Origin of the sequence: Herbaspirillum sp. YR522 (assembly GCF_000282575.1) — a bacterium.
Classification (GTDB): Bacteria; Pseudomonadota; Gammaproteobacteria; order Burkholderiales; family Burkholderiaceae_D; genus Herbaspirillum.
Genome location: NZ_AKJA01000132.1, coordinates 26,136 through 49,178 on the forward strand (window position 1 = coordinate 26,136; position 23,043 = coordinate 49,178).

The 23,043-nt window shown below is 64.7% G+C and carries 21 protein-coding genes; 12 read left to right on the top strand and 9 right to left on the bottom strand.

The features are described 5' to 3' along the window. Nucleotides 1-110 precede the first annotated feature (110 nt). The 10 genes from PMI40_RS18355 (at nucleotide 111) to PMI40_RS18400 (ending at nucleotide 11,352) form a co-directional block, all read left to right on the top strand. Nucleotides 111-1,151, top strand: coding sequence for a chemotaxis protein (locus tag PMI40_RS18355; protein ID WP_238540979.1), 1,041 nt, complete (start codon nucleotides 111-113; stop codon nucleotides 1,149-1,151). An 11-nt stretch (nucleotides 1,152-1,162) separates the two neighbouring features. Beyond that, nucleotides 1,163-1,531: a response regulator gene (locus PMI40_RS18360; RefSeq protein WP_008118441.1), complete on the top strand. Its 369-nt coding sequence runs from the start codon at nucleotides 1,163-1,165 to the stop codon at nucleotides 1,529-1,531. Between the two features lie 16 nt (nucleotides 1,532-1,547). Continuing rightward, the gene (locus PMI40_RS18365) at nucleotides 1,548-1,880 is read left to right on the top strand and encodes a lipid asymmetry maintenance protein MlaB (RefSeq protein WP_008118442.1); all 333 of its coding nucleotides are present in this window, start codon (nucleotides 1,548-1,550) and stop codon (nucleotides 1,878-1,880) included. Further along, complete coding sequence (locus tag PMI40_RS18370; RefSeq protein WP_008118443.1) at nucleotides 1,877-4,072, top strand: chemotaxis protein CheA; 2,196 nt, start codon at nucleotides 1,877-1,879, stop codon at nucleotides 4,070-4,072. The genes PMI40_RS18365 and PMI40_RS18370 overlap by 4 nt, the downstream gene beginning before the upstream one ends. A 47-nt stretch (nucleotides 4,073-4,119) precedes the next feature. After that, entirely contained in the window at nucleotides 4,120-5,901 is a 1,782-nt protein-coding gene (locus PMI40_RS18375) for a methyl-accepting chemotaxis protein (protein WP_008118444.1), read from the top strand. An 82-nt stretch (nucleotides 5,902-5,983) separates the two neighbouring features. After that, complete coding sequence (locus PMI40_RS18380; RefSeq protein WP_008118445.1) at nucleotides 5,984-7,537, top strand: methyl-accepting chemotaxis protein; 1,554 nt, start codon at nucleotides 5,984-5,986, stop codon at nucleotides 7,535-7,537. Nucleotides 7,538-7,586: 49 nt separating this feature from the next. Next, nucleotides 7,587-8,156, top strand: a complete 570-nt coding sequence (locus tag PMI40_RS18385) for a chemotaxis protein CheW (protein WP_008118446.1) — start codon at nucleotides 7,587-7,589, stop codon at nucleotides 8,154-8,156. A 4-nt stretch (nucleotides 8,157-8,160) separates the two neighbouring features. Next, nucleotides 8,161-8,991, top strand: coding sequence for a protein-glutamate O-methyltransferase CheR (locus PMI40_RS18390; RefSeq protein WP_008118455.1), 831 nt, complete (start codon nucleotides 8,161-8,163; stop codon nucleotides 8,989-8,991). After that, nucleotides 8,988-10,106 (top strand): chemotaxis response regulator protein-glutamate methylesterase, encoded by a 1,119-nt coding sequence (locus PMI40_RS18395; RefSeq protein ID WP_008118457.1) that lies wholly within the window; start codon nucleotides 8,988-8,990, stop codon nucleotides 10,104-10,106. Before PMI40_RS18390 ends, PMI40_RS18395 begins: the two co-directional genes overlap by 4 nt. Beyond that, nucleotides 10,093-11,352 (top strand): EAL domain-containing response regulator, encoded by a 1,260-nt coding sequence (locus tag PMI40_RS18400; protein ID WP_008118459.1) that lies wholly within the window; start codon nucleotides 10,093-10,095, stop codon nucleotides 11,350-11,352. Before PMI40_RS18395 ends, PMI40_RS18400 begins: the two co-directional genes overlap by 14 nt. A gap of 1 nt (nucleotide 11,353) precedes the next feature. Here the strand turns inward: PMI40_RS18400 and folK are convergent, their stop codons facing one another. Genes folK through PMI40_RS18425 form a run of 5 tightly spaced genes read right to left on the bottom strand, consistent with a single transcriptional unit; the run spans nucleotide 11,354 to nucleotide 15,854 of the window. Then, nucleotides 11,354-11,830: a 2-amino-4-hydroxy-6-hydroxymethyldihydropteridine diphosphokinase gene (gene folK / locus PMI40_RS18405; protein ID WP_008118462.1), complete on the bottom strand. Its 477-nt coding sequence runs from the start codon at nucleotides 11,828-11,830 to the stop codon at nucleotides 11,354-11,356. A 7-nt stretch (nucleotides 11,831-11,837) separates the two neighbouring features. Next, a complete protein-coding gene (gene pcnB, locus PMI40_RS18410) occupies nucleotides 11,838-13,391 on the bottom strand; it encodes a polynucleotide adenylyltransferase PcnB (protein ID WP_008118465.1) in 1,554 nt (517 codons plus the stop codon). Next, nucleotides 13,388-14,068, bottom strand: coding sequence for an HAD family phosphatase (locus PMI40_RS18415; protein WP_008118467.1), 681 nt, complete (start codon nucleotides 14,066-14,068; stop codon nucleotides 13,388-13,390). Before PMI40_RS18415 ends, pcnB begins: the two co-directional genes overlap by 4 nt. Continuing rightward, the gene (gene hda, locus PMI40_RS18420; RefSeq protein WP_008118470.1) at nucleotides 14,065-14,769 is read right to left on the bottom strand and encodes a DnaA regulatory inactivator Hda; all 705 of its coding nucleotides are present in this window, start codon (nucleotides 14,767-14,769) and stop codon (nucleotides 14,065-14,067) included. The genes PMI40_RS18415 and hda overlap by 4 nt, the downstream gene beginning before the upstream one ends. Further along, entirely contained in the window at nucleotides 14,766-15,854 is a 1,089-nt protein-coding gene (locus PMI40_RS18425; protein WP_040502386.1) for an AI-2E family transporter, read from the bottom strand. The genes hda and PMI40_RS18425 overlap by 4 nt, the downstream gene beginning before the upstream one ends. A 103-nt stretch (nucleotides 15,855-15,957) precedes the next feature. Between PMI40_RS18425 and purM the strand changes: the two genes are divergently transcribed. Continuing rightward, a complete protein-coding gene (gene purM, locus PMI40_RS18430; RefSeq protein WP_040502392.1) occupies nucleotides 15,958-17,001 on the top strand; it encodes a phosphoribosylformylglycinamidine cyclo-ligase in 1,044 nt (347 codons plus the stop codon). A gap of 102 nt (nucleotides 17,002-17,103) precedes the next feature. Here the strand turns inward: purM and PMI40_RS18435 are convergent, their stop codons facing one another. From PMI40_RS18435 to PMI40_RS18450, 4 genes are all read right to left on the bottom strand, one after another. Then, nucleotides 17,104-17,982: a proteasome-type protease gene (locus PMI40_RS18435; protein ID WP_008118474.1), complete on the bottom strand. Its 879-nt coding sequence runs from the start codon at nucleotides 17,980-17,982 to the stop codon at nucleotides 17,104-17,106. A 142-nt stretch (nucleotides 17,983-18,124) separates the two neighbouring features. Further along, nucleotides 18,125-19,138, bottom strand: a complete 1,014-nt coding sequence (locus tag PMI40_RS18440) for an alpha-E domain-containing protein (RefSeq protein WP_008118476.1) — start codon at nucleotides 19,136-19,138, stop codon at nucleotides 18,125-18,127. 1 nt (nucleotide 19,139) lies between these two features. After that, entirely contained in the window at nucleotides 19,140-20,567 is a 1,428-nt protein-coding gene (locus PMI40_RS18445) for a circularly permuted type 2 ATP-grasp protein (RefSeq protein WP_008118477.1), read from the bottom strand. Nucleotides 20,568-20,825: 258 nt separating this feature from the next. After that, entirely contained in the window at nucleotides 20,826-21,482 is a 657-nt protein-coding gene (locus PMI40_RS18450; RefSeq protein WP_008118478.1) for a glutathione S-transferase family protein, read from the bottom strand. A 293-nt stretch (nucleotides 21,483-21,775) separates the two neighbouring features. On the opposite strand from PMI40_RS18450, the gene PMI40_RS18455 reads away from it, so the two are divergent. Continuing rightward, nucleotides 21,776-23,005 carry a polyhydroxyalkanoate depolymerase gene (locus tag PMI40_RS18455; protein WP_008118479.1) on the top strand — a complete coding sequence of 410 codons (1,230 nt, stop codon included), beginning with the start codon at nucleotides 21,776-21,778 and terminating at the stop codon, nucleotides 23,003-23,005. Nucleotides 23,006-23,043: the final 38 nt, after the last annotated feature.

The following is a 23,043-nucleotide window of genomic DNA, read 5'->3' on the forward strand; positions in this document are numbered from 1 at the left end:
GGCCTGGCGCCGGCGCGGTTGCTTTGGGGATAGACCTGCCTGGGCTGCCAATAGTGCCGTGTGGCGTGTGCTGCCGTCGGCGACGGGGGATCGAAGGATAACAAGAAGGAGTGGGATTGAAATCGCTACGTCATGTCTTGCCGGTGCTGTGTGTGCTCAACCTGCTGCTGTTCATGATGCTGGCCGGCAGCTGGTGGTTGGGCGCGCTGGTGGGCCTGTTCATCGGCGGCGCGTTCTACCTGACCTGCCTGCCGGCGCCTGCCCAGGAGCCGGTCCCGGCGCCGCCCGGGACGATGCCCGACGGCTTGCCGGCCCTGTTGCGCCAGGTGTTGCCGATATGGCGCGGGCATGTCGAACTGGCGCGCACCCAGACCCAGGGCGCCATCGATACGCTCAGCGCCCGTTTTGCCGGTATCAACGAGCGCCTGGGACGCAGCCGGCAACTGGCGCATGACGCGCCAGGCGCCGAGATCGGGCAGCTGTTGCAGGATGCCGGGCAACAGCTCGGGACCCTGGCGCAGGCGCTGGAACGCATCCTGGCCTCGCGCCAGTCGCTGCAGGGCAAGCTCGAAGGGCTGGCCGCGGCCAACGACGAAATTCGTCAACTGGCACTCCAGAACCAGCAACTGGCTGGCCAGGCCGGCGTGAGCGACCTGCTCAGCGACCAGCAAAGCTGGCAGGAGCTGGCCGAGCGCGCGGCCGCCAACAGCCGCCAGATCGTGCTGCGCACCAAGGCCGCCCGCCAGCAGATCCAGGCGGCGGTGATTGCCGCCGTGGAGCTGCCCGACGGCGCCGACGGCATCGTCGAGGACTCGCGCGCCATGATCGAGCGGGTGCTGGCCCGGTTCGGCCAGGCCGCCACCGCATTGGCTTCGACGGTAGAGCAGATGGCGGCCGAGAACCGGGCGGTCGACCAGGAGGTGGGCGAGATTCTGGTCAACCTGCAGTTCCAGGACCGCATCGGTCAGATTCTCGAGCAACTGCAGGGCGACATCGCCCGCATGCAGGGCCGCTCCCCGGAAAGCACGCTGCCGTCGCCGCAACAATGGCTGGCCGAACTCGAGCAGACCTATACCACCCCGGAACAACGCCAGGTGCATGCCGGCGCAGGGGGCCGCCCCACGCTGCAGTCACAGGTCGACTTCTTCTGATGGAGCCTCGTATGGAAAAGAGCATTTTGATCGTCGACGACTCATTCAGCCTGCGCCAGACCATTTCGATCGCCTTGAGGGCGGCCGGGTACCACGTGGTCGAGGCCAGCGACGGCAGGGATGCACTCAGGCAACTCGATGGCCGCAAGTTCAACCTGGTCATCTCGGACCTCAACATGCCCCATCTGGATGGCCTCAATTTCGTGCGGGAGATGAAGCAGATGGCAGCCTATCGTTTTACCCCCGTGATCATGCTCACCACCGAAAGCGGCGAGGCGTTCAAGCAGGAGGGCAAGGCCGCCGGTATCCGCGCCTGGGTCCACAAGCCGTTCCAGCCGGCGGTGCTGCTGGAGGCCGTGGCCAAGCTGGTGCTGCCGTGAACCGAGGACACCTGCGATGCCATTGAAGTATTCACTGCAGCATGACAGGTCGCTGTTGACGTTCAACGGCGGCCTGACGATCTTCCAGGCGGCCGAGCGCAAGCCTGAGCTGCTGCACATCCTGGCGCGCAGCCAGGGCACGCTGGCGCTCGACCTGTCCGGCGTGGACGAGATCGATACCGCCGGCGTGCAGCTGCTGTTGCTGCTGCGACGCGAAGCCGCAGCGCAGCAGCGCGCGGTCGACGTCATCGCCTACAGCCCTCCGGTGCTGGCGGTGTTCGACCTGTTGCAGCTGCATTCGCTGTTCTTTGCCGCGCCGCCCGGGCCTGCCGCGCAGGAGGAAGCATGAAGAAGGATTCGGCGCGCGACGCGGTGGTGCAGGAAGCCCGCGAACTGCTGGTGGCGATGGAGGCGGCGCTGCTGCAGATCGAGATGGATGGCCCATCGCGCGACGCCATCAATGCCATCTTTCGCGCCGCCCATACCATCAAGGGATCGGCCGGCCTGTTCGCACTCGACAGCATCGTGCAGTTCACGCATCTGGTCGAGAGCGTGCTGGACCGGGTGCGCACCGGGCAGCTCTCGCTCGACCCGCACATGATGTCGCTGCTGCTCAAGTGCGGCGACTACATCGGCGAACTGGTCGATGCCATCGAGCGCCACGAGGAAGACCGCGAGCCGGACCTGCCGCGTCGCACCGAACTGGAGGCATCACTGAACCTGTTGCTGGGCGGACCTGGCCGGGCAGTGGCAGCGCCCGCGCCGGCGCCGACGACGGCGAGCGTCGCGCCCGCCGCCGCGCCGCGGGTGGCCGCCGGGCCATCGGCCTCCAATCCGTATTGGCACCTGTCGCTCACATTCAATCGCAACGTCATGCGCGATGGGCTCGACCCGGTGTCGTTCCTGCATTACCTGCGCACGCTGGGCCGCATCGTGGCCATCGTCACGGTGCAGGAAGACATGCCGGCGGCGCCGCAGATGGACGCCGAGACCTGTTATGTGGGGTTCGAGATCTGCCTCATTTCCGATTCCAGCCAGCAGACGCTGGAGAACGTGTTCGAGTTCGTGCGCGACGACAGCCGCATCGAGATCATTGCCCCGCATAGCGCTTTGTCGGCCTATGGCGCGGTACTGCATCGGCTGGGCCCGGCCAGCGCCCTGGCGTTGGGGCAGGCATGGCACGCCCACGGCGCCTTGAGCGCGGACGAACTGGATGGCCTGGGCATGGCCCGGCGTGCCTCCCTCGACGATGAGCTGGTGGTCCCGGCGCTGGCCATCGATCCGATGGCGCCGTCGCCGCGCCCGCTCGATGGCGACGGCGCCGTGGCCGGCAGTGCGCGCCCCAGGCTATTGGAAGAGCGCCGGGCACAGGAACAGAAATTCATCAAGATCGAGGTCGCCAAGCTGGACCAGCTGATCGACCTGGTGGGCGAGCTGGTGATCGCCGGCGCCGGTGCGCGCCTGATTGCGCGGCGTCGCAAGGATAGCCAGTTCGAAGAGGCGACCCAGACCATCCACACCTTGATGGAGCAGATCCGCGATGCCGCGCTGACGCTGCGCATGGTGCAGATCAACGAGGTGTTCCAGCGCTTTCCCCGGGTGGTGCGGGATCTGGCGCAGGACCTCGGCAAGGATATCGAGCTGGTCATGACCGGCGCCGATACCGAACTGGATAAATCGATGGTCGAGCGCATCGCCGATCCCTTGATGCACATCGTGCGCAACGCCATCGACCACGGCATCGAGCCGCCGGCCAGGCGCATCGCGGCCGGCAAGCCGGCCAAGGCCACGCTGCAGCTCAATGCGTCGCACGAATCGGGTAGCGTGGTCATCGAGGTGATGGACGACGGTCGCGGCATGGACCGTGACCGTATCCTGGCCACCGCGGTCGAGCGGGGCCTGGCCACGGCCGATGCCGACCTGTCCGACGCCGAGATCTACCGCTTCGTCTTCGAGCCGGGCTTTTCCACGGCGGCGCAGGTGACGGCCCTGTCCGGGCGCGGTGTCGGCATGGATGTGGTCAGGCGCAATATCGACGCCCTGCGTGGCGAGATCGACATCGATACCCAGGCCGGCATAGGCACCGTGGTACGGGTGCGCCTGCCCTTGACCCTGGCCATCATCTCGGGCTTCCAGGTGGTGGTGGGCAATGCCGTGTTCGTGGTGCCGCTGGATATGGTGGTCGAGTGCATCGACATGCCCGAGCATCATGGCGGGCGCCATATCGTCTCGGTGCGTGACGAGGCACTGCCATTCGTACCGCTGCGGGAGCTGTTCGACCTGGCAGAGCAGGGACGTTCCCGCAAGAGCCTGGTGATCGTGCAGTATGGCCAGCAACGCGCGGGCCTGCTGGTCGATGGGCTACTGGGCGAATGCCAGGCCGTGATCAAGCCGCTGGGCATGCTCTTCGGCAAGGTCAAGGGGCTGTCCGGCTCGACCATCCTGGGCGATGGACGGGTGGCGCTGATCCTCGACATCCCGCACCTGATCCACTACACGCAGCAGCATGACCAGCACCAGATGGTCCAGGCAGGTCCGTGATGACGCAGCCGCTCCGAATCGTGAACGACCCCAGATAGGGATGCAACATGAACAATACATTGACCCACAGGATGAGCATCAAGCAACTCTTCATCTGGCTGGCAGTCGTGCTGTCGCTGCTGGTGGCGGTGGTCATCAGCCTCACCGACGCGCTGCGCGAGGCCAACCTGACACTGGAGAACGCACATGCCTCGCGCTACTACTCGGCCACCCTGGCCAACGAGCTGCGGCGCACCACCGAGGACATGACCAAGTTCGCCCGGGCCTATGTCACCACGGGCGACCCCAACGACGAAGAACGTTATTACATGATCGTCGACATCCGCAACGGCAAGCGCGCCCGACCCGGCAACTATGATCGTTTCAACTGGGACCTGGTGGTCGCCCGCAAGCTCGAAGATGGCAAGGATGCACGCCCGGTACCGCTGGCCGAGCTGATCAAGCAGTCCGGCTTTACCGAGCAGGAACTGTCCAAGATGCGCGATGCGATCCAGGTCGCCGATCAACTTTCGAAGATCGATATCACCGCCTTTCATGCGGTCAAGGGCGAGTTCGACGACGGCGAAGGCAAGTTCACCGTGGTCGGCGCGCCCAACCAGGCCATGGCGCAGGAGCTGGTATTTGACCAGAACTATCGCAGCCTGTTCGGGCGCGCCATGAGCCCGGTCAACGATTTCCTGCGGCTGGTGGACGAGCGGACCCAGGCCAAGGTGCAACATGCCCAGCAACAATATGCCCAGTTGCAGCAGAAGATATTCTGGCTGCTGGCGGCGTCGGTGCTGGTGCTGTTCCTGTGCCTGTGGTTTGCCTATTACACGATCCGGTCCCAGATCGGCGGCGAGCCGCGCGACGCCATGGCCGTGCTGCGCCGGGTGGCCGAAGGTGACCTGACCGTCAACGTGCCCTTGTCGTCCCGTGACAAGGTCAGCGTGCTCTACAGCACCCAGCAGGTGATCAACAAATGGACCGAAGTCATCGGCGACGTCGGTGGCACGGCCAGCTCGCTGGCGTCGGCCTCGGAGCAGATCTCGTCTTCGTCGCAGGCGCTGTCGCACAATGCGTCCCAGCAAGCCACCAACGTCGAGGAGACCAGTGCCTCGGTGGAACAGATCACCGCCACCATCGCCCAGAACGCCGAGAACGCGCGCACCACCGACAATATCGCCAGCCTGTCGGCGCGCGCGGCCAGCGACGGCGGCGACGCCGTGCGCGAGACGGTGGCGGCGATGAAGCAGATTGCCGGCAAGATCGGTATCATCGACGACATCGCCTACCAGACCAACCTGCTGGCGCTTAATGCCGCCATCGAGGCTGCCCGCGCCGGCGAGCACGGCAAGGGGTTTGCCGTGGTCGCGGCCGAGGTGCGCAAGCTGGCGGAGCGCTCGCAGGTGGCGGCGCAGGAAATCATCGCCGTGGCCGAACAGAGCGTGGGACTGGCCGAGAAGGCAGGGGGACTGCTCAACCAGATGGTGCCATCGATCCGCAAGACGGCCGACCTGGTCCAGGAAATCGCCGCCGCTTCGCACGAACAGTCGGCCGGGCTGGAACAGATCAACAACGCGGTACACCAGATGGCGCAGACCACCCAGATGACGGCATCGGCGTCCGAGGAGTTGTCGTCGACCTCCGAAGAGATGAGCGCTCAGGCGATCCACCTGCAGGACCTGATGCGCTTTTTCCGGGTCGGCGAAACACGCAGCACGCCATTGCGGCCAAGCGCCACCGTCAACGAACCGGCCGCGATCAGTCCGCAGGCCAGGGCACGTCGGCTGTCGATGCTGGATAACGCCGAGCAGTCCGTGGACGAGTCATCCTTCAAGCGTTTTTGAGCGCGGCGGGCGCGCAGCGGGGCCAGGGGTGGCAGGGGTGGCAGGGGGCACGGGGTGACCGGCCGAACAAGGGGGAGGTGCGATGAAGCTGGCGAACAAACTGACGCTGTTTTTCATGCTGGGGGCCGTGATCACGCTGGGTGTCGGTGCCGAGGCCGCCTACAACCTGTACAAGGTCAATGCCCTGCTGCAGGACATCTACCGCTCCAACCTCAAGACCATCGTCTACCTCAACGACACGCGCAAATATGCCCAGGAGGCTTTCCTGAGCATGACGCTGTTGCAGAAATCCCAGGCCGCCGACGAGCGCAGCCGCAACGCAGCCACCGTGGAACGCCAATTGCAGGATATGGTCATGTCCTACCAGGCCTACCAGGGCACCACGGTCCTGACGCCGATGGAGTCCGACCTGCAGCGCCAGGCCGATCGCATCCTGGCCGACTACCAGCGGGTGATGCTCGAGGCCCGTACGGCGGCGCTGCGCGGGGCCGGCTACGAGGGCAGCACGCTCCAGCTGCATGCCGAGCGCATGCGCAACCAGTTGCAGCTGCTGACCGACGAAAACGTGCGCCAGGCCACTCTCAACAAGCAGCTGGCCGATGACCTGGAGCGCCGCAACATCATCGAGGTCGCGGCGGTCACGGCGATGGCGGCACTGATCGCACTGGCCATGGGGTTCTACGTGCGCTTGCTGTTTGCACGCCAGATCGGCGGCGATCCGCGCGAGGCGATGATGAGCCTGCGCCGCGCCGCCGGCGGTGACATGACGGTACGTTTCAAGGTCTCGACCCTGGGCCAGGGCAGCATGCTGCACAGTGCCCAGCAGATGACCGAACGCCTGGGCGGCGTGCTGGGCGACGTCAGCCTGGCGACCAGCATGCTGGCCAACGGCGCCGGGCAACTGGCGGCCGCGGCCATGCAGTTGAGCGACAATTCGTCGCGCCAGGCGGCCGATGCGCAGGAGACCGGCAGCGTGGTCGAGGAAATGACCGCCACCGTGCTGCACAATACCGACAACGCCAATCGCACCAATGCCATCGCCGGCGACGCAGCCCGCATGGCCAGCGAGAGCGTGCAGGTGGTGCGCGAGACGATTGACGCCCTGCGCGCCATTGCCGGCCAGATCGGCGTGATCGACGACATCGCCTACCAGACCAACCTGCTGGCACTCAATGCATCCATCGAAGCCGCGCGCGCCGGCGAGCACGGTCGCGGTTTCGGGGTGGTGGCCGGCGAGGTACGCAAGCTGGCCGAGCGGTCGCAGGCGGCTGCCCAGGAGATCGTCGAGGTCGCCGGGCGCAGCACCGAGCTGGCCGAGCGGGCCGGCGAACTGATCGATGGCATGCTGCCATCGATCCAGCGTACCGCGGACCTGGTCGACGAGATATCGTTTTCGGCACGCGAGCAGAATGCCGGGCTACTGCAGATCAATACCGCCATCAACCAGATATCGGCGGCCGCGCAGGTCAACGCGGCGGCCTCCGAAGAGCTGTCCGCCACCTCCGAGGAAATGAGCTCGCAGGCCGTCAACCTGCGTGAGCTGATGGGGTATTTCTCGTTGCAGCGCCCCCGCTCGGATGCGCTTTACCCGCGCGAACTGGCCGGCACCAGGACGGCGGCCACGGGGGGCGCATGAGCGCGCGCGTGCCAGACCAACACAGCCAGATCGGTAACAGGAGAACGCAATGCCCAGTGTGAGCCTCAATGGGGCCTTGGCCAGGAGCAAGCCGCCGGAAGTGGTGGTGGAGAGCCGCCAGTTCCTCACTTTCCTGGTGGGCCGGGAAAGTTTCGCCATGCCCATCGAGAACATTCGCGAAATCATCGAGTTCGGCGGCCTGACCGAGATTCCCTTGATGCCAAGCTTCCTGCGTGGCGTCATCAACCTGCGCGGGGCGGTAGTGCCGGTGATCGACCTGTCGGTCCGCTTCGGACGCGCGCCGACGGTGTTCGCCAAGCGCACCTGCATCATCATCATGGAACTGGAGCAGGACGGCCAGTTGCTGCTGCTGGGTGTGATGGTCGACGCGGTCAGTGCGGTGCTCACCCTCGACGCCAGCACCATCGAGCCGCGGCCATCGTTTGGCGCCGGCATCCGCGCCGCCTTCATCGAAGGCATGATCCGGGTCAACGAGTGCTTCGTGGTGGTGCTGGATGTCAAGGAAGTGCTTTCGGTGGACGAACTCTCCAGCCTGCTTGGCCTGAGTGCCGACGGTATCCTGGCCGGCGACGACCGGCCGGAAGTCAACGGCGGCTGAAGCGATGACCCCGGTTCCCGAGGTACTCACGCCGGAGGTCAGCGATCGCGAGATGCTGCTGTTCCAGCAATTGTTCAAGCAACATATCGGCTTGCACCTGCCGCTGTCGAAGAAAGCCTTGCTGCACAGCCGCCTGGGCGCGCGCATGCATGAGCTGGGGCTGGCACAGCTGGCCGACTACCACGCATTGATCGCGCCCAGCGCCAACCACGCGGAGCGGCAGCGGGCGATCGACCTGATCACCACCAACGAGACCTATTTCTTCCGCGAGCAGGCCCATTTCGATTTCGTCGTGCGCGAGTTGTTGCCGCTGTGGCGCCACCAGGCGCGGCTGCGGGTTTGGAGCGCCGCCAGTTCCACCGGCGAAGAAGCCTATACGCTGGCGATGTTGCTCGATACCCATCGGCCCGGTGGCGGCTGGAGCGTGTTTGCCTCCGATGTGAGCCTGCGCGTACTCAACTTTGCACGCCGCGCGCTGTATCCGATGGCGCGCGGGCAGAATATCCCGCCCTCGTTCCTCAAGCGTTATTGCCTGCGCGGCACCGGCGAATACGAGGGCCATTTCCTGCTCGAGAAGGCCGTGCGCGGCGCGGTCGAATTCGCCCAGCGCAACCTGACCGACCTGGCCGCCAGCGACGATGGCCAGTTCGACCTGGTGTTCTTGCGCAACGTGATCATCTATTTCGATGCCGAGACCAAGCTCAAGGTGGTCGGCGACGTCGTGTCACGGCTGCGGCCGGGCGGCTATCTGGTGGTGGGGCACTCCGAGTCGTTGCACGGCATGCCGTTGCCGCTCGAGATGCACTCGCCATCGATCTACAGGAAACCATCATGATCGGGGTGCTGGTGGTGGACGACTCGTCCGTGGTGCGCCAGCTGATGCATGAGCTGTTGGCCGCCAGCGGCGACATCGAGGTCATCGCCACCGCGTCCGATCCCATCTTCGCCATGCGCAAGATGCGCCAGCGCTGGCCGGACGTGATCGTGCTCGATATCCAGATGCCGCGCATGGACGGCATTACCTTTCTCAAGCAGATCATGGCCATCCGCCCCACGCCGGTGATCATCTGCTCGAGCTTGACCGAGGCTGGCGCGGCGGTAACCGCCGAGGCCCTGGCGGCCGGCGCGGTGAGCATCATCAGCAAGCCGGCACTGGGCGTGCGCGACTTCCTGCACGACAGCTTCGACGACCTGGCCAATGCAATCCGGGCGGCCGCGGCGGCCCGCATCGGTCGCATGAATGCCGCCGCGCCAGCCGAGCAGGCAGCACCGCTGACGCCGGCGCCGGTGCCGCCTGCCTTGGCCAACCAGGGCCAGCCTCGGCACACGGCCGACGTCGTGCTGGCCGCGCCAGGGGCAGTCGATGCCTTTCATCCGACCACCAGGCACATCGTCGCCATCGGTGCCTCGACCGGCGGGCCGCAGGCGCTCGAGGCCGTGTTGTCGGGCCTGACGCCGCAGTGTCCTGGCGTGGTCGTGGTGCAGCACATGCCGGAGCGCTTTACCCGCAGCTTCGCCGAGCGCCTCGACACGATCTCGCCGGTCGAGGTCAAGGAAGCACAACACCTGGACAGGGTCTTGCCAGGGCGCGTGCTGATCGCCCCGGGCGGCATGCATCTCATGGTGCGGCGGGACGGGTCGCAGTACTACGTCGAGGTGGTCAATGGGCCACTGGTAAGCCGGCACAAGCCATCGGTGGACGTGTTGTTTCGCTCGGTGGCGAAATCGGCCGGCAGCAACGCGGTGGGCATCATCATGACCGGCATGGGCGACGACGGGGCGCGCGGACTCAAGGAGATGGCCGAGCGCGGCGCCGCCACCTATGCCCAGGACGAACGCAGCAGTGTGGTCTTCGGCATGCCGAAGGAAGCAATCCAGTTGGGTGGCGTCGGCGACGTCATCTCCCTCGCAAATATTTCTGCAGTGATCGAAAACTATGGCTACCGCTAACCAGGATAAACAGATCGAGTCGGCACTGGTGGTCGACGACAGCGCGCCGCAGCGCCAGCACACGGTGCGCCTGCTGCAGGCACTCGGGGTGGACGTCATCTACGAGGCCGGCAATGGCAACGAGGCGCTGGAGCTGTTGGGGTTGCTCAAGCTGCCGCCGGGGCTGGCGGTGATCGACCTGGAGATGCCGGGCATGGATGGCATCGAGCTGATCCAGCAGCTGCAGCAGAAGGGGGTGCAGATGCCATTGATCGTGGCCTCCAGTCGTGAAGCGTCATTGCTGCTGTCGGTCGAGACCATGATCCAGGCGCTGGGCATGAACGTGCTGGGCGCATTGCAAAAACCGCTGAGCAGCGAAAAGATCGCGCTGGCGCTGCGTAGCTTCAAGCCCGGCGGGGCGGTCCACCAGAAGCGTGCCGATCCGGGACCGACGGTGTGCGAGAGCGACCTGGCCCAGGCCATCGCCACGCGCCAGATCGTGCCGTTCTACCAGCCCAAGGTCGACGTGCAGACCGGCATCCTGAAAGGCGTGGAGGCGTTGGCGCGCTGGATCCATCCCGAGCGCGGCGTGATTGCCCCGGACCATTTCATTCCCCTGGCCGAGGCCTGCGGCCTGATCCACGACCTGACCATCGCCATGATGGACCAGTCGATGCAGCAGGCGGCGGTCTGGCACAGTCGCGGCCTGCCGATCAAGGTGGCCGTCAACCTGTCGCCGTTGTCGTTGGAACAGCCCGACTTCATGCAGCGCATCCTCGACCTGCTGGGCCGCCACTCGCTGGCCGCCGACCGGCTGGTGCTGGAGATCACGGAGGGGTCGGTGGTATCCAACAAGGGTAACTCGCTGGGCATGCTGGCGCGCTTGCGGCTCAAGGGTTTCGGCCTGTCGATCGACGATTACGGTACCGGTTTTTCTTCGATGCAGCAGCTCGCACGCATCCCCTTCACCGAACTCAAGATCGATCGTTCGTTCGTACACGGGGCCCACCAGCGCCAGAACCTGCGGGTGATCCTGCAGTCGGCTTTGGACATGGCGCAGCGCCTGGAGCTGGTGACCGTGGCCGAGGGTATCGAGACCATCGAGGACTGGCGCCTGTTGCAGGGTTTCGGGTGCAATATCGGCCAGGGCTACCTGATCGCCAAGCCGATGCCTTCCAATGAATTGCCGCTATGGCTCAAGGGCCATCACAAGCGCCTGCCCGAGTTGCGCGCCGAGGGCGACGACGGCGCCGTGCGGCCCCAGTGATTCAGAGCCTGGCGATGACCTGGCCGGCGACGCCGGCCAGTCGGGCCTGCGCGGGGCCATGGCCGGGCACGACGATGGCGGGCGCGATCTCCAGCAGCGGAACCAGCACGAAGGCCCGTTGCATCATGCGTGGGTGCGGCACGGTCAGCTCGTCGCTATGGATGCATTGCCCGCCGTACAGCAGCAGGTCCATGTCGAGCGTGCGTGGCGCATTGCGATAAGGCCGCAGGCGGCCATGCTGCTGCTCGATCCGTTGCAATGCGTGCAGCAGTTCGAGCGGGGGCAGGTCGGTGAGCACTGCGGCGACCGCATTGACGTAGTCGTCGCCGCCGGCATCGATCGGGGCACTGCGGTACAGCGAAGAACGCTCCAGCAGGCGTGAGCCGGCAAGGCCGGCCAGTTGCCCGATGGCCTGCTCGACGCTGGCACGGGCGTCGCCCAGGTTGGCCCCGATGCCGACATGGGCGATCACCGGCATCGATCGTTCAACCCTGCTCGGACGAGCCCGGGCCGCCGTCGCCGGCCGGCTTGCGGCGGCGCGTACGGGACCGGCTGCGCGCAGCGCGTGCGGCGCCGTCGGCGTCGTCCTGGGCGGCGGCGGCAGGGGCGGCCGGGGCAGCTTCGGGGCGCTCGGGACTGTCGGTGACTTCCCGTGCGGTGTCGGCTGCACCGGTTTCGCCATCGGCGCGCGAGCGGCCGCGGCCACCGCGGCGCTTGCGCTTCTTGGGCGCACCGGTGGGCGAGGCGCCATCGGCGGGCTTGCGGGCCAGCAGCTCTTCGCGCTCGGCGCCACCGCCATTCATGAAGTCGGTCCACCATTGCGCCAGCTCGGCGTCGAGCTCTCCCGATTCGCAGCGCAGCAGCAGGAAGTCGTAGCCGGCACGCAGACGCAGGTGCTCCAGCAGCTTGTAGGGCGCCTTGCCGACGCGGCGTTCGAAGCGCGGCTGCATGGCCCAGATGTCGCGCATGTCGGAGGCTATCTTGCGTTGCAGTGCCAGTTTGTCGGTCTGCGCCTCGAGCACGTCATCGGCGGCCAGGTGCAGCGCCGGGATCGGGAACTCGCCGGCGGCCTGGTAGGCGCGCCACTTCTCCAGCACCTGGTGCCACAGCAGCGAGGCAAACAGGAAGCCCGGCGACACCGGCTTGCCCTGGCGCACCCGCTCGTCGGTGTTGGCCAGTGCCAGCGTGACGAATTTTTCACCCAGGGGTTGTTCCAGCACCACGTCGAGCAACGGCAGCAGGCCATGATGCAGGCCTTCCTTGCGCAACTGCTGCAGGCAGGCCAGGGCATGGCCGCTCATGAGCAGCTTGAGCATTTCGTCGAACACGCGGGCCGCGGGCACGTTGTCGATCAACGGTGCCATCACGCGGATGGGCTGGCTGCTGGCGGGGTCGATGTTGAACTTGAGCTTGGCCGCGAAGCGCACCACGCGCAGCATGCGCACCGGGTCTTCGCGATAGCGCGCCTCGGGTTCGCCGATGATGCGCAGCGTCTTGGCGCGGATGTCGGCGATACCGCCGTGATAGTCCAGCACCGTCTGCGATGCCGGGTCGTAGTACATGGCGTTGATGGTGAAGTCGCGGCGCACCGCGTCTTCGTGCTGTTCGCCGAAGGTATTGTCGCGCAGCACGCGGCCGTGCTCGTCCTTGGGCGAGGCGTCGGCCGAGGCACCGCGGAAGGTGGTGACCTCGATGAGCTCCTGGCCGAACATCACATGCACGATCTGGAACCGGCGGCCGATGATGAAGGCGCGACGAAACAGCTGCTTGACCTGCTCCGGGGTCGCGTTGGTGGCGACATCGAAGTCCTTGGGCTTGATCGACAGCAGCAGGTCGCGCACCGCACCACCGACGATGAAAGCCTTGAAGCCGGCATCCTGCAGGGTCTGCGTCACCCGAACCGCGTTGGGCGAGACCAGTTGCGGGTCGATGCCGTGCAGCTGGGGGCCGAGGATCTGCGGCTCTGTTGCGGACACCACGGGCGCCTCGACCTTGGCCCGGCCGCGGCTGATGATCGAGCGAATCAGTTTTTTGATCATTGGGCGTGGCCGTCGAAGAGATCCAGTACCGGCCAGCCGCGCGCCTGGGCGTGCGCCAGCAGCTTGGCATTGGGGTTGGTGGCCACCGGATGGGTGACGCGCTCGAGCAGCGGGATATCGTTTTGCGAATCGCTGTAGAAGTAACTGCGCTCGAACCTGGACAGGTCATGCCCCAGTTGCTCGAGCCAGGCTTCGGTATGGGTGATCTTGCCCGGGCCGAAGGTGGGTGTGCCCAGCAGCTTGCCGGTCAGGTTGCCTGCCGCATCCAGCTCGGGCATGGCGGCGATCAGGTGGACCTTGCCGAATTGCTCGGCGATCGGCTTGGTCACGAAATGGTTGGTGGCGGTGACGATGGCCACCAGGTCGCCGTCGGCCAGGTGCTTTTGCACCAGCGCCACGGCTTGCGGCAGGATCGCCGGCTGCACGACCTCGGCCATGAACTGGCGATGCATCTCGTCCAACCTGGCACGGGGGAACCCGGACAGGATGCCGAAGGCGAACTCGAGGTACTTGTACGGATCGAGGGTGCCGGCCTGGTAATGCGCGAACCAGGCATCGTTAGCCTGGCGGAAGCTGTCGGCTTCGACCGCGCCGGTGCGGGCCAGGAACTCGCCCCATTCGTGGTCGGAGTCGAGCGGAAGCAGGGTGTGATCGAGATCGAATAAGGCGAGGTTCATTGTTGTTCGGATTCCTGTTGTATCAGCTCACGCAGCAGGGGCAGCGTGATGGCGCGCTTGGTCGCCAGCGAGTAGCGGTCGAGCGCATCGAGCATGCGCGACAAGGAGGGCATGTCGCGCCGGTAGTGGGTCAGCATGTATTGCAGCACGCCCAGCGGCACTTCCATGCCGCGCGCCAGTGCTGCGTGCAGCAGCGCGGCGATCTTTTCGTCGTCCGACAGGTCGTGTACCTGGTAGATCAGGCCCCAGCCCAGGCGGGTGCGCAGGTCTTCGCGCATTTCCAGGCGGGTCGGCGGCAGCTTGCCGGTCGAGATCAGCCAGCCGCCCTGTTCGCGGATCTGGTTGAACAGGTTGAAGGCGGCGACCTGGGTTGGTTCGGGAAGCTGGTCGACGTCGTCGATGAGGTAATGCGACACCTGGGTCGTGTAGTCGAACTCGGGCTCGGCGGCGCTGGCGCCGATCAGGCGGGCGTGCTGGCCGACCTCGCGGGCGATGGCCTGCAGCAGGCTGCTCTTGCCCACGCCGCTCTCGGCCCAGAGGTACAAAAAGCGGTCGGTGCTGGCACTGACGGTATGACTGGCGCGGTCCGGCCCGACCAGCAGTTGCTGCAGTCGCTGCAGCAGTTCCTGGTTGCGACCGGCGATGATGGTCTCGAAGCTTTGCGGGCGGTCCGCGCTGAGATCGAGCGGAATCTGTTTCATGGCTGACGGTTGTAGAAATTGCTGGCAAGGTATTCGCGGCGCACATGCATGGCCAGCACCGAGAGGATAGCCGAGGTCGGCAGCGCCAGCAGCACGCCGACGAAACCGAACAGCTGGCCGAATGCCAGCAAGGCAAAGATGACGACCAGCGGATGCAGTCCGATGCGTTCGCCGACCAGTTTCGGGGTCAGGATGAAACTTTCCAGCACCTGGCCCAGGCCATAGATCAGGGCTACCCACAGCAGGCCGTAGACGCCGTCGAACTGCAGCACCGCCGCCAGGATCGCCAGCACCAGGCCCAGTCCGAAGCCCACGTAGGGAATGAACACCAGCAACCCGGTCAGCACGCCCACCGGCAGCGCGCTGTCGAAGCCGGCTGCGCTCAGCGCTGCCGAATAATAGATCGCCAGCACCAGCATCACCAGCAATTGCCCGCGCAGGTATTGCCCCAGCAGGTCATCGACCTCGCTGGCCATGAGGGTGACGCGACCGGCCCAGCGGCGCGGGATCAGGGTCTGCATGCGTTTGATGAAGGGGTGCCAGTCCTGCAGCAGGTAGAACAGCACCATCGGCACGAACAGCAGGTTGGCCAGGCCGGCCAGCAGGGCGGTGCCGCCGACCCGCAGGGAGGCCAGCACCGAGGCCCACATCTCGTCGCTGCTGGTGCTGATCTGCTGGGTCAGCAGCGCCTTGATGCCGGCCATGTCGAGTCGTACCTCGATGCCCAGCTGGTGCAGGCGCGGCGAGACGAAGGCGTTGAGCTGGTCCAGCAGCGGCGGTATCTGTGCCTGCAACTGGGGAATCTGGCGCAACACCAGCGGAATGACGATCAGCGCCAGCGCCAGCATGGCCAGCACCAGCAGCATGACCATGATGCATACCGCCACGAAACGGGGGATGCGCAGCGGGCCGATGCGCTTGCGGGCGATCCAGTCCACGCCCGGATTGAGGGCGTAGCCGATGATGCCGGCGGCCACGAACGGCGACAGCATGGGGCCCAGCGCAACGAGCAAGGCAAGCAGCAGGAACCCGACGATCAGCCATACCAGATTTTGTTTTTGCTCGTCAGACAAAGAAAAAGGCATGGAATCGGGGTTTGAGGGTGTCGGTTTTGTTAAAATCACGGTCTGGCAGGGGCTTGAAACCCTTGAATTTCCCTATTTTACCGTCTTCAGTGGCAATATCATCATGACTTCATCTACCAATGTCTCCCTTTCCTACCGTGACGCTGGCGTCGACATCGATGCCGGCGATGCCCTGGTCGAGGCAATCAAGCCATTTGCCAAGCGCACGAGCCGCGAAGGCGTGCTGGGCGGTATTGGTGGTTTCGGCGCCCTGTTCGAGATCAGCAAGAAATTCAAGGAGCCGGTGCTGGTATCGGGTACCGACGGCGTCGGCACCAAGCTGAAACTGGCCTTCCACCTGAACCGTCACGATACGGTCGGTATCGACCTGGTGGCGATGAGCGTCAACGATATCCTGGTGCAGGGCGCCGAGCCGCTGTTCTTCCTCGACTACTTTGCCTGCGGCAAGCTTGACGTGCCCTCGGCCACCGATGTCATCAGGGGCATTGCCGCCGGTTGCGAACAGGCCGGTTGTGCCCTGATCGGTGGCGAAACCGCCGAAATGCCGAGCATGTACCCCGATGGCGAATACGACCTGGCCGGCTTTGCCGTTGGTGCGGTCGAAAAATCGAAGATCATCGACGGCAGCAAGATCGTGCCGGGCGATGTGATCCTGGGCCTGGCATCGTCGGGGGCGCATTCCAACGGTTATTCGCTGGTACGCAAGATCCTCGAGGTGGCCAAGCCCGACCTGGACGCCGATTTCCATGGCCGCAAGCTGGCCGATGTGCTGCTGGCGCCGACCCGCATCTACGTCAAGCCATTGCTGGCACTGATGGAAACACTGGAAGTCAAGGGCATGGTCCACATCACCGGTGGCGGCCTGGTCGAGAATATCCCGCGCGTGCTGCGCGGCCATCTCACGGCCGAGCTCGACGCCAAGTCGTGGACCATGCCACCGTTGTTTACCTGGCTGCAACAGCATGGCGGCGTGGCCGACGCCGAGATGCACCGGGTCTTCAACTGCGGCATCGGCATGACCGTGATCGTCTCCAGGGAAAACGCCGACGCGGCCGAAGCACAGCTCAAGGCCGCTGGCGAGACGGTGTACCGCATCGGCCAGATCCGTGCCCGGGCCGAAGGCGAAGCGCAAACCATCGTCAAGTAAGCACCAGGCAAGGGGCAGTGGCCGCGGCCCCACCGGGCCGCGCCAGAAAAAAATGGCTGCAAGCAATTGCAGCCATTTTTCATTTCTTCAGCGAAACACGCCTCAGGTCGCCTGCTCGGAGTCGCCGTCCTGCTGGGCCAGTGTCTGGCGCGGGACTGCCTGCGCCTCGCGCGCCACGCCATGCGGGGGCGGCACCCGCACCGGCTCGCTGTGCTCGGACAGCGACGACAGGACGTTGAGGGTGGCTTCCGGGGCGGCATCCCAGACCGGGTCGTCGATGGCTTCGAACACGCGCTTCAACTGCGCGCCCCAGCTGCGGCGAATCATCTGGAAATACTGGTTCTGCTCGTCGATGGTCACAAAACGTGTCACCGCCAGTTCATCGGTGTTATAGACCAGCAGGTCCAGCGGCAGGCCGACCGAGATATTGGACTTGAGGGTCGAGTCCATCGAGATCAGGGCGCACTTGGCGGCCTCGTCGAGCGTGGTCTGGGGCGTGACCACGCGGTCGATGATGGGCTTGCCGTACTTGGCTTCGCCAATCTGGAAATAGGTGTTCTCGTCGTGCGACTCGATGAAGTTGCCGGCCGAATACATCTGGAACAGGCGGCAGCGCTCGCCCTTGATCTGGCCGCCGAAGATGATGCTGACGTTGAAATCGATGCCGAACTTGTTGAGCTCACCGGCTTCACGATCGTGGACCGCACGAATCGCGTCGCCCAGGATCTGGGCGGCTTCGTACATGGAAGTGGCGGTCCAGATGCTGCGCCCGTCGGTATTGGTGCGCTCGCTCAGCAACTGCCGGATCGATTGCGAGATCGACAGGTTGCCGGCGGTCATCAGGATCATCACGCGATCGCCTGGATTCTCGTAAACACTCATCTTGCGGAAAGTGCCGATGTGATCGACGCCCGCATTGGTTCGAGAATCGGACAGGAATACCAGGCCGCTGTTCAGGCGCATGGCAACGCAATAGGTCATGATGTGATCTGCTAATGTAAAACGCGAATTTTACAGGAACCCCGTTGGCGCAAAGCGCGCCCGGGCGTTTCTGTCGCCCAGTATCTACATTAACGGCACATTTCTGAATTTTCTTAGGAGTGTTCTGCGAATGGGCAAATTTTCATGCTGCCAAAGGGACAAGAAAATCGCGGCTTATCCGATTGCCCAGCTCGAAGATGCGTTCCAGGAACACGGTCAGGTAATCGTGCAGTCCGGCATCGAGCACTTCCTCGATGCGGGCAAACTGCAGGTCGGCATGCAGCTTGCCGGCAAAGCGCTCGGTGTCGGCCGAGACGTCATTGTGCACATTCTTCAGGTTCGACAGCACCTGGCCCATGCAACCCAGCAGCGAGCGCGGCATGTCGGAGCGCAAGATCAGCAGCTCGGCCACCCGCTCCGGCGTGATGACATCGCGATACACCTTGCGGTAGATCTCGAAGCCCGATACCGAGCGCAGGATCGCAGCCCAGTAGTAGAAGTCGATCTGGCCGATGTCGTCGTCGCCCTGCGACTGGGACTGAGTCTGGGATTGAGATTGAGACTGGGATTGCCCGCCCTGCTTCTGGCCCTGGGTTTCCTTGGCGCCGTGGAACTTGACGTCGATGATGCGGGCCGTGTTGTCGGCGCGCTCGAGGAAGGTGCCCAGGCGGATGAAGTGGAAGGCTTCGTCCTTCAACATGGTGCCGATGGTGACACCGCGCGAAAGGTGCGAACGATGCTTGACCCATTCGAAGAAATCGCTGGGGTTCTGTTCCAGCGCGCTGGTCTGCAGGTACGACTGCATCTTGATCCAGGTGGCGTTCTGGATTTCCCACGCTTCGGTGGTCAGCGCACCGCGCACGGCGCGCGCGTTCTCGCGCGCCTGGCGCAGGCAGGAGGCGATCGACGAAGGGTTGTCGGGGTCGCGCACCATGAAGTCGATCACATCCTTCTGCGTGACCTGTTCGTATTTCTGGTCGTAGCCGTAAAGCAGCTCCGAGATGCCCAGTACCGCGCGCCAGCCCTGCTCGGCGTCGGCGATCGATTGCGGCAGCAACGCGGTCTGCACATGCACGTCGAGCATGCGCGCGGTGTTTTCGGCGCGCTCGGTATAGCGCGCCATCCAGAACAGGTGATCGGCGGTACGGCTCAACATGTCATTTCTCCAGAATCCAGGTGTCCTTGGTGCCGCCGCCTTGCGACGAATTCACCACCAGCGAGCCTTCCTTGAGCGCCACGCGCGTCAGGCCACACTTGACCATCGTCACCTGCTTGCCGGACAGCACGAACGGGCGCAGGTCGAGGTGACGTGGTGCGATCCCGGCTTCGACGTAGGTCGGGCAGACCGACAACGCCAGCGTGGGCTGGGCGATATAGCCGTCGGGCTTGGCGATGATGCGGGCGCGGAAGTCCTCGATCTCCTGCCTGGTCGAGGCGGGGCCGACCAGCATGCCATAGCCGCCGGCGCCGTGCACTTCCTTGACCACCAGCTGGTCGAGATTGGCCAGCGTATAGGACAGGTCTTCCTTCTTGCGACACTGGTAGGTCGGGACGTTGTTGAGGATGGGTTCTTCCGACAGGTAGAAGCGCACCATGTCCGGCACATACGGATAGATCGACTTGTCGTCGGCCACGCCGGTACCGATGGCATTGGTCAGCGTCACCTTGCCGGCGCGATAGGCCTGCAGCAGGCCGGGCACGCCCAGGGCCGAGTCGGCGCGGAAAGCCAGCGGATCGAGGAAGTCGTCGTCGATGCGGCGGTAGATCACGTCGACCCGCCGCGGGCCGCGCGTGGTACGCATGTAGACCACGTTGTCCTTGACGAACAGGTCTTGCCCCTCGACCAGCTCGACGCCCATCTGCTGGGCCAGGAAGGCATGCTCGAAGTAGGCCGAGTTGTACATGCCCGGCGTCATCACCACCACCACCGGGTCGGTCACGCCGGCCGGCGCCACCGAACGCAGGTTGTCCAGCAGCAGGTCGGGATAGTGGTCGACCGGGGCGATCTTGTGACGGGTGAACAGGTCCGGGAACAGCCGCATCATCATCTTGCGGTTCTCCAGCATGTACGACACGCCGGACGGCACCCGCAGGTTGTCCTCGAGGACATAGAATTCGCCCTCGCCGGCGCGCACGATGTCGACCCCGGCGATGTGGGCGTAGATGTCGTTGACCACCTTGACGTCCTGCATCTCGCGCCGGTACTGGGCGTTCTGGAAGATCTGCTCGGCCGGGATGATGCCGGCCTTGACGATCTTCTGCTCATGGTAGATGTCGTGGATGAACATGTTGAGCGTCTTCACGCGCTGCACCAGCCCGGCTTCCAGCTTGGCCCACTCGGCCTTGTGGATGATGCGCGGGATGATGTCGAACGGGATCAGGCGCTCGGTGCCGGCGTCGTTGCCGTAGACGGCGAAGGTGATGCCCACGCGGCGGAAGATCAGGTCGGATTCGGCGCGCTTGCGGGCGATGGTCTCGGCCGACTGGGACGCCAGCCATGCCGCGAATTGGCTGTAGTGCTGACGCACTTCAGCGGTGGCGCCAGCGGCGCCGCCTGAATACATCTCATCGAAGAAATTTGCCATAAGTTTGATTCTTTTTCCGGCTGAAGAACGAACTCTTCTTGGGTTGCGTTGTGACAAACGAGGCAAGGGTAAAACTGCACCTGCGTGCTTGAAACAAGACTATCAGAGGCCTCTGTTTTTGGACAGTGGAAAGTTCATCCGGCACCACCGGCGACCAGCCGATGGCACCTTGGCTGACAACCCGCTGTCGGATTCGTCTGACTCTTCAGCCCTGTATTCATTAACTTTTCGCGTCGCGCCAGGCTGGCCGCGATCGGCTTAGAACTCCACGTCGAGCTCGTCGATATCCTCCGGCTCCTTCCTGGCCGCGGTGATCCATTCCTGCATCTCGGGCATGGCCATGATGCGCTTGCCATAGGCGGTGCAGATCGGGTCGAGCCTGACATCATAGGTGACGAAGCGGGTCACGACCGGGGCGTACATCGCGTCGGCCATGCTGCGCTGCTCGCCGAACAGGAAGGGGCCGCCGTACTGGGCCAGGCATTCCTTCCAGATGGTGGTGATGCGGGCGATGTCGGCTTCGGCACGCGACCAGACCTTGAAATTGGGGAAGTGGCCCTTGAGGTTCATGGGCAGCGCCGCGCGCAGGGCGGCAAAGCCGGAATGCATCTCGCCACATACCGAGCGGCAGTGCGCGCGCGCTGCCTGGTCGGCCGGCAGCAGCTTGGCCGACGGCCTTATCTCGTTGAGGTACTCGGCAATGGCCAGCGTATCCCATACCAGCACCGAACCGTGTTTCAGGCTCGGCACCAGGATCGACGATGACAGCAGCAGGATCTCGGCGCGCGCGGCGGCGTCGTCCGGCGGCACGATGTCTTCCTCGAAGGACAGTCCGGCAAAGCGCGCCAGCAGCCAGCCGCGCAGCGACCACGAGGAGTAATTCTTGCTGGTGATGCGCAAAGTCGTCTTAGGCATGTCAGTCCTTTATCGGTTTTCTATCGGGTTTGACTTTGAGCATGTCGGCACTGGCGCCGGTAGCGTCGATGCGTTCCCGGTTCCCGCGTCTGCTCAATCGGGATCAGGGTAGGCGCGCCTTGTGGGCAGCGCTCTGCAAGCGGTGCTTGCAAAGCGCGTGCCAGGCCGGCGATTTGTGGCACCGCACCGGCGACAAAGTCGCACCGGGTGCAAGTTTCGTGGCATGCATATTGCATCGCAGGATGGGCCAGCGAGACAACCGACACAAAAGCAAGAGCTAAAGGCGGCACCCGATGATCAATACCTACCAGCTCTACCAGCAGTATGCCGATGCCACCGATCCCCTGCGGGCCTGGGCCAGGATGATGGTGCCGGTGTTCGGACTCGAATGGCCGGGTATTCCCAGACATCCCGTGATGCGCAAGCTGGCATCGGCCTGCGAGGTGTTTGCCCGTACCCAGCTCACCCATGCCCGCCCGGGCTTCGATATCGGCGCGGTCGAGGAGGGCGGGCGCACGATTGCGGTGCACGAGGAAGTCGTCGGCGCCACGCCTTTCTGTACCCTGCTGCGTTTTCGCAAGGCAACATCGGGCCCGCAGCCGCGCCTGCTGGTGGTGGCGCCCATGTCAGGCCACTTCGCGACCTTGTTGCGGGGAACCGTCAAGACCCTGCTGCGCGACCATGATGTCTACATCACCGACTGGCACAATGCCCGCGATGTGGCGCCTGGCCATGGCCGCTTCGGCATGGAGGAATATGTCTCGCACGTGATCGGCATGCTCGAGCTGGTGGGCCCGGGGGGCCACCTGCTGGCGGTATGCCAGCCGACCGTGGCGGCCCTGAGCGCGACGGCCGTGATGGCCCAGGCGGGGCATCGGGCACTGCCGCGCAGCCTGACGCTGATGGCCGGCCCCATCGATACCCGGATCAATCCGACGGCAGTCAATGAACTCGCCAGGAGCCGGCCTATCGAATGGTTCGAGCGCAACCTGATCAGCGCCGTACCGGCGCGTCACGCCGGGGCGGGGCGTCGGGTCTATCCCGGTTTCGTGCAGCTGGGAGCATTCATGAACATGAACCTGAAGCGGCACGTGGACGCATTTCGCAATCTCTACCAGTACCTGGCCGAGGACGAAGCGGACCGGGCCGCGCAGATCAAGACCTTCTACGAAGAATATTTCGCCATGGCCGACCTGCCCGCCGAGTTCTACCTGGAAACCGTACGCAGCGTGTTCCAGGAGCATGCCTTGCCGCGCGGGATGTTGCGCTACCAGGGGCGCCTGGTCGACCCGGCCGCCATCCGGCGCACGGCGCTCTTTACCATCGAAGGCGAAAAGGATGACATCTGTGCCGTCGGCCAGACGCTGGCTGCACAGGAACTGTGCACCGGCATCCGGCCCAGCATGCGCTTGCACCACGTTCAGACGGCGGTCGGTCACTATGGGGTCTTCAATGGCCGCCGCTGGGAAAACGAAATCTACCCGCGCCTGCGCGATTTCATTAATATGCATCACAGGATGTAAGCGCACGCACTGTAACGAGGCGGTAAGAAAAATGCATT

Bases quoted from the DNA above. Each gene is read 5' to 3' on its own strand.
- PMI40_RS18370 (WP_008118443.1), top strand. From the start codon at position 1,877: ATGAAGAAGGATTCGGCGCGCGACGCGGTGGTGCAGGAAGCCCGCGAA.
- PMI40_RS18455 (WP_008118479.1), top strand. From the start codon at position 21,776: ATGATCAATACCTACCAGCTCTACCAGCAGTATGCCGATGCCACCGAT.
- PMI40_RS18450 (WP_008118478.1), bottom strand. From the start codon at position 21,482: ATGCCTAAGACGACTTTGCGCATCACCAGCAAGAATTACTCCTCGTGG.
- hda (WP_008118470.1), bottom strand. From the start codon at position 14,769: ATGAAACAGATTCCGCTCGATCTCAGCGCGGACCGCCCGCAAAGCTTC.
- PMI40_RS18365 (WP_008118442.1), top strand. From the start codon at position 1,548: ATGCCATTGAAGTATTCACTGCAGCATGACAGGTCGCTGTTGACGTTC.
- PMI40_RS18400 (WP_008118459.1), top strand. From the start codon at position 10,093: ATGGCTACCGCTAACCAGGATAAACAGATCGAGTCGGCACTGGTGGTC.
- PMI40_RS18445 (WP_008118477.1), bottom strand. From the start codon at position 20,567: ATGGCAAATTTCTTCGATGAGATGTATTCAGGCGGCGCCGCTGGCGCC.
- PMI40_RS18385 (WP_008118446.1), top strand. From the start codon at position 7,587: ATGCCCAGTGTGAGCCTCAATGGGGCCTTGGCCAGGAGCAAGCCGCCG.
- PMI40_RS18425 (WP_040502386.1), bottom strand. From the start codon at position 15,854: ATGCCTTTTTCTTTGTCTGACGAGCAAAAACAAAATCTGGTATGGCTG.
- PMI40_RS18380 (WP_008118445.1), top strand. From the start codon at position 5,984: ATGAAGCTGGCGAACAAACTGACGCTGTTTTTCATGCTGGGGGCCGTG.
- folK (WP_008118462.1), bottom strand. From the start codon at position 11,830: ATGCCGGTGATCGCCCATGTCGGCATCGGGGCCAACCTGGGCGACGCC.
- PMI40_RS18360 (WP_008118441.1), top strand. From the start codon at position 1,163: ATGGAAAAGAGCATTTTGATCGTCGACGACTCATTCAGCCTGCGCCAG.
- PMI40_RS18435 (WP_008118474.1), bottom strand. From the start codon at position 17,982: ATGACCTATTGCGTTGCCATGCGCCTGAACAGCGGCCTGGTATTCCTG.
- purM (WP_040502392.1), top strand. From the start codon at position 15,958: ATGACTTCATCTACCAATGTCTCCCTTTCCTACCGTGACGCTGGCGTC.
- PMI40_RS18375 (WP_008118444.1), top strand. From the start codon at position 4,120: ATGAACAATACATTGACCCACAGGATGAGCATCAAGCAACTCTTCATC.
- PMI40_RS18390 (WP_008118455.1), top strand. From the start codon at position 8,161: ATGACCCCGGTTCCCGAGGTACTCACGCCGGAGGTCAGCGATCGCGAG.
- PMI40_RS18395 (WP_008118457.1), top strand. From the start codon at position 8,988: ATGATCGGGGTGCTGGTGGTGGACGACTCGTCCGTGGTGCGCCAGCTG.
- PMI40_RS18415 (WP_008118467.1), bottom strand. From the start codon at position 14,068: ATGAACCTCGCCTTATTCGATCTCGATCACACCCTGCTTCCGCTCGAC.
- pcnB (WP_008118465.1), bottom strand. From the start codon at position 13,391: ATGATCAAAAAACTGATTCGCTCGATCATCAGCCGCGGCCGGGCCAAG.
- PMI40_RS18440 (WP_008118476.1), bottom strand. From the start codon at position 19,138: ATGTTGAGCCGTACCGCCGATCACCTGTTCTGGATGGCGCGCTATACC.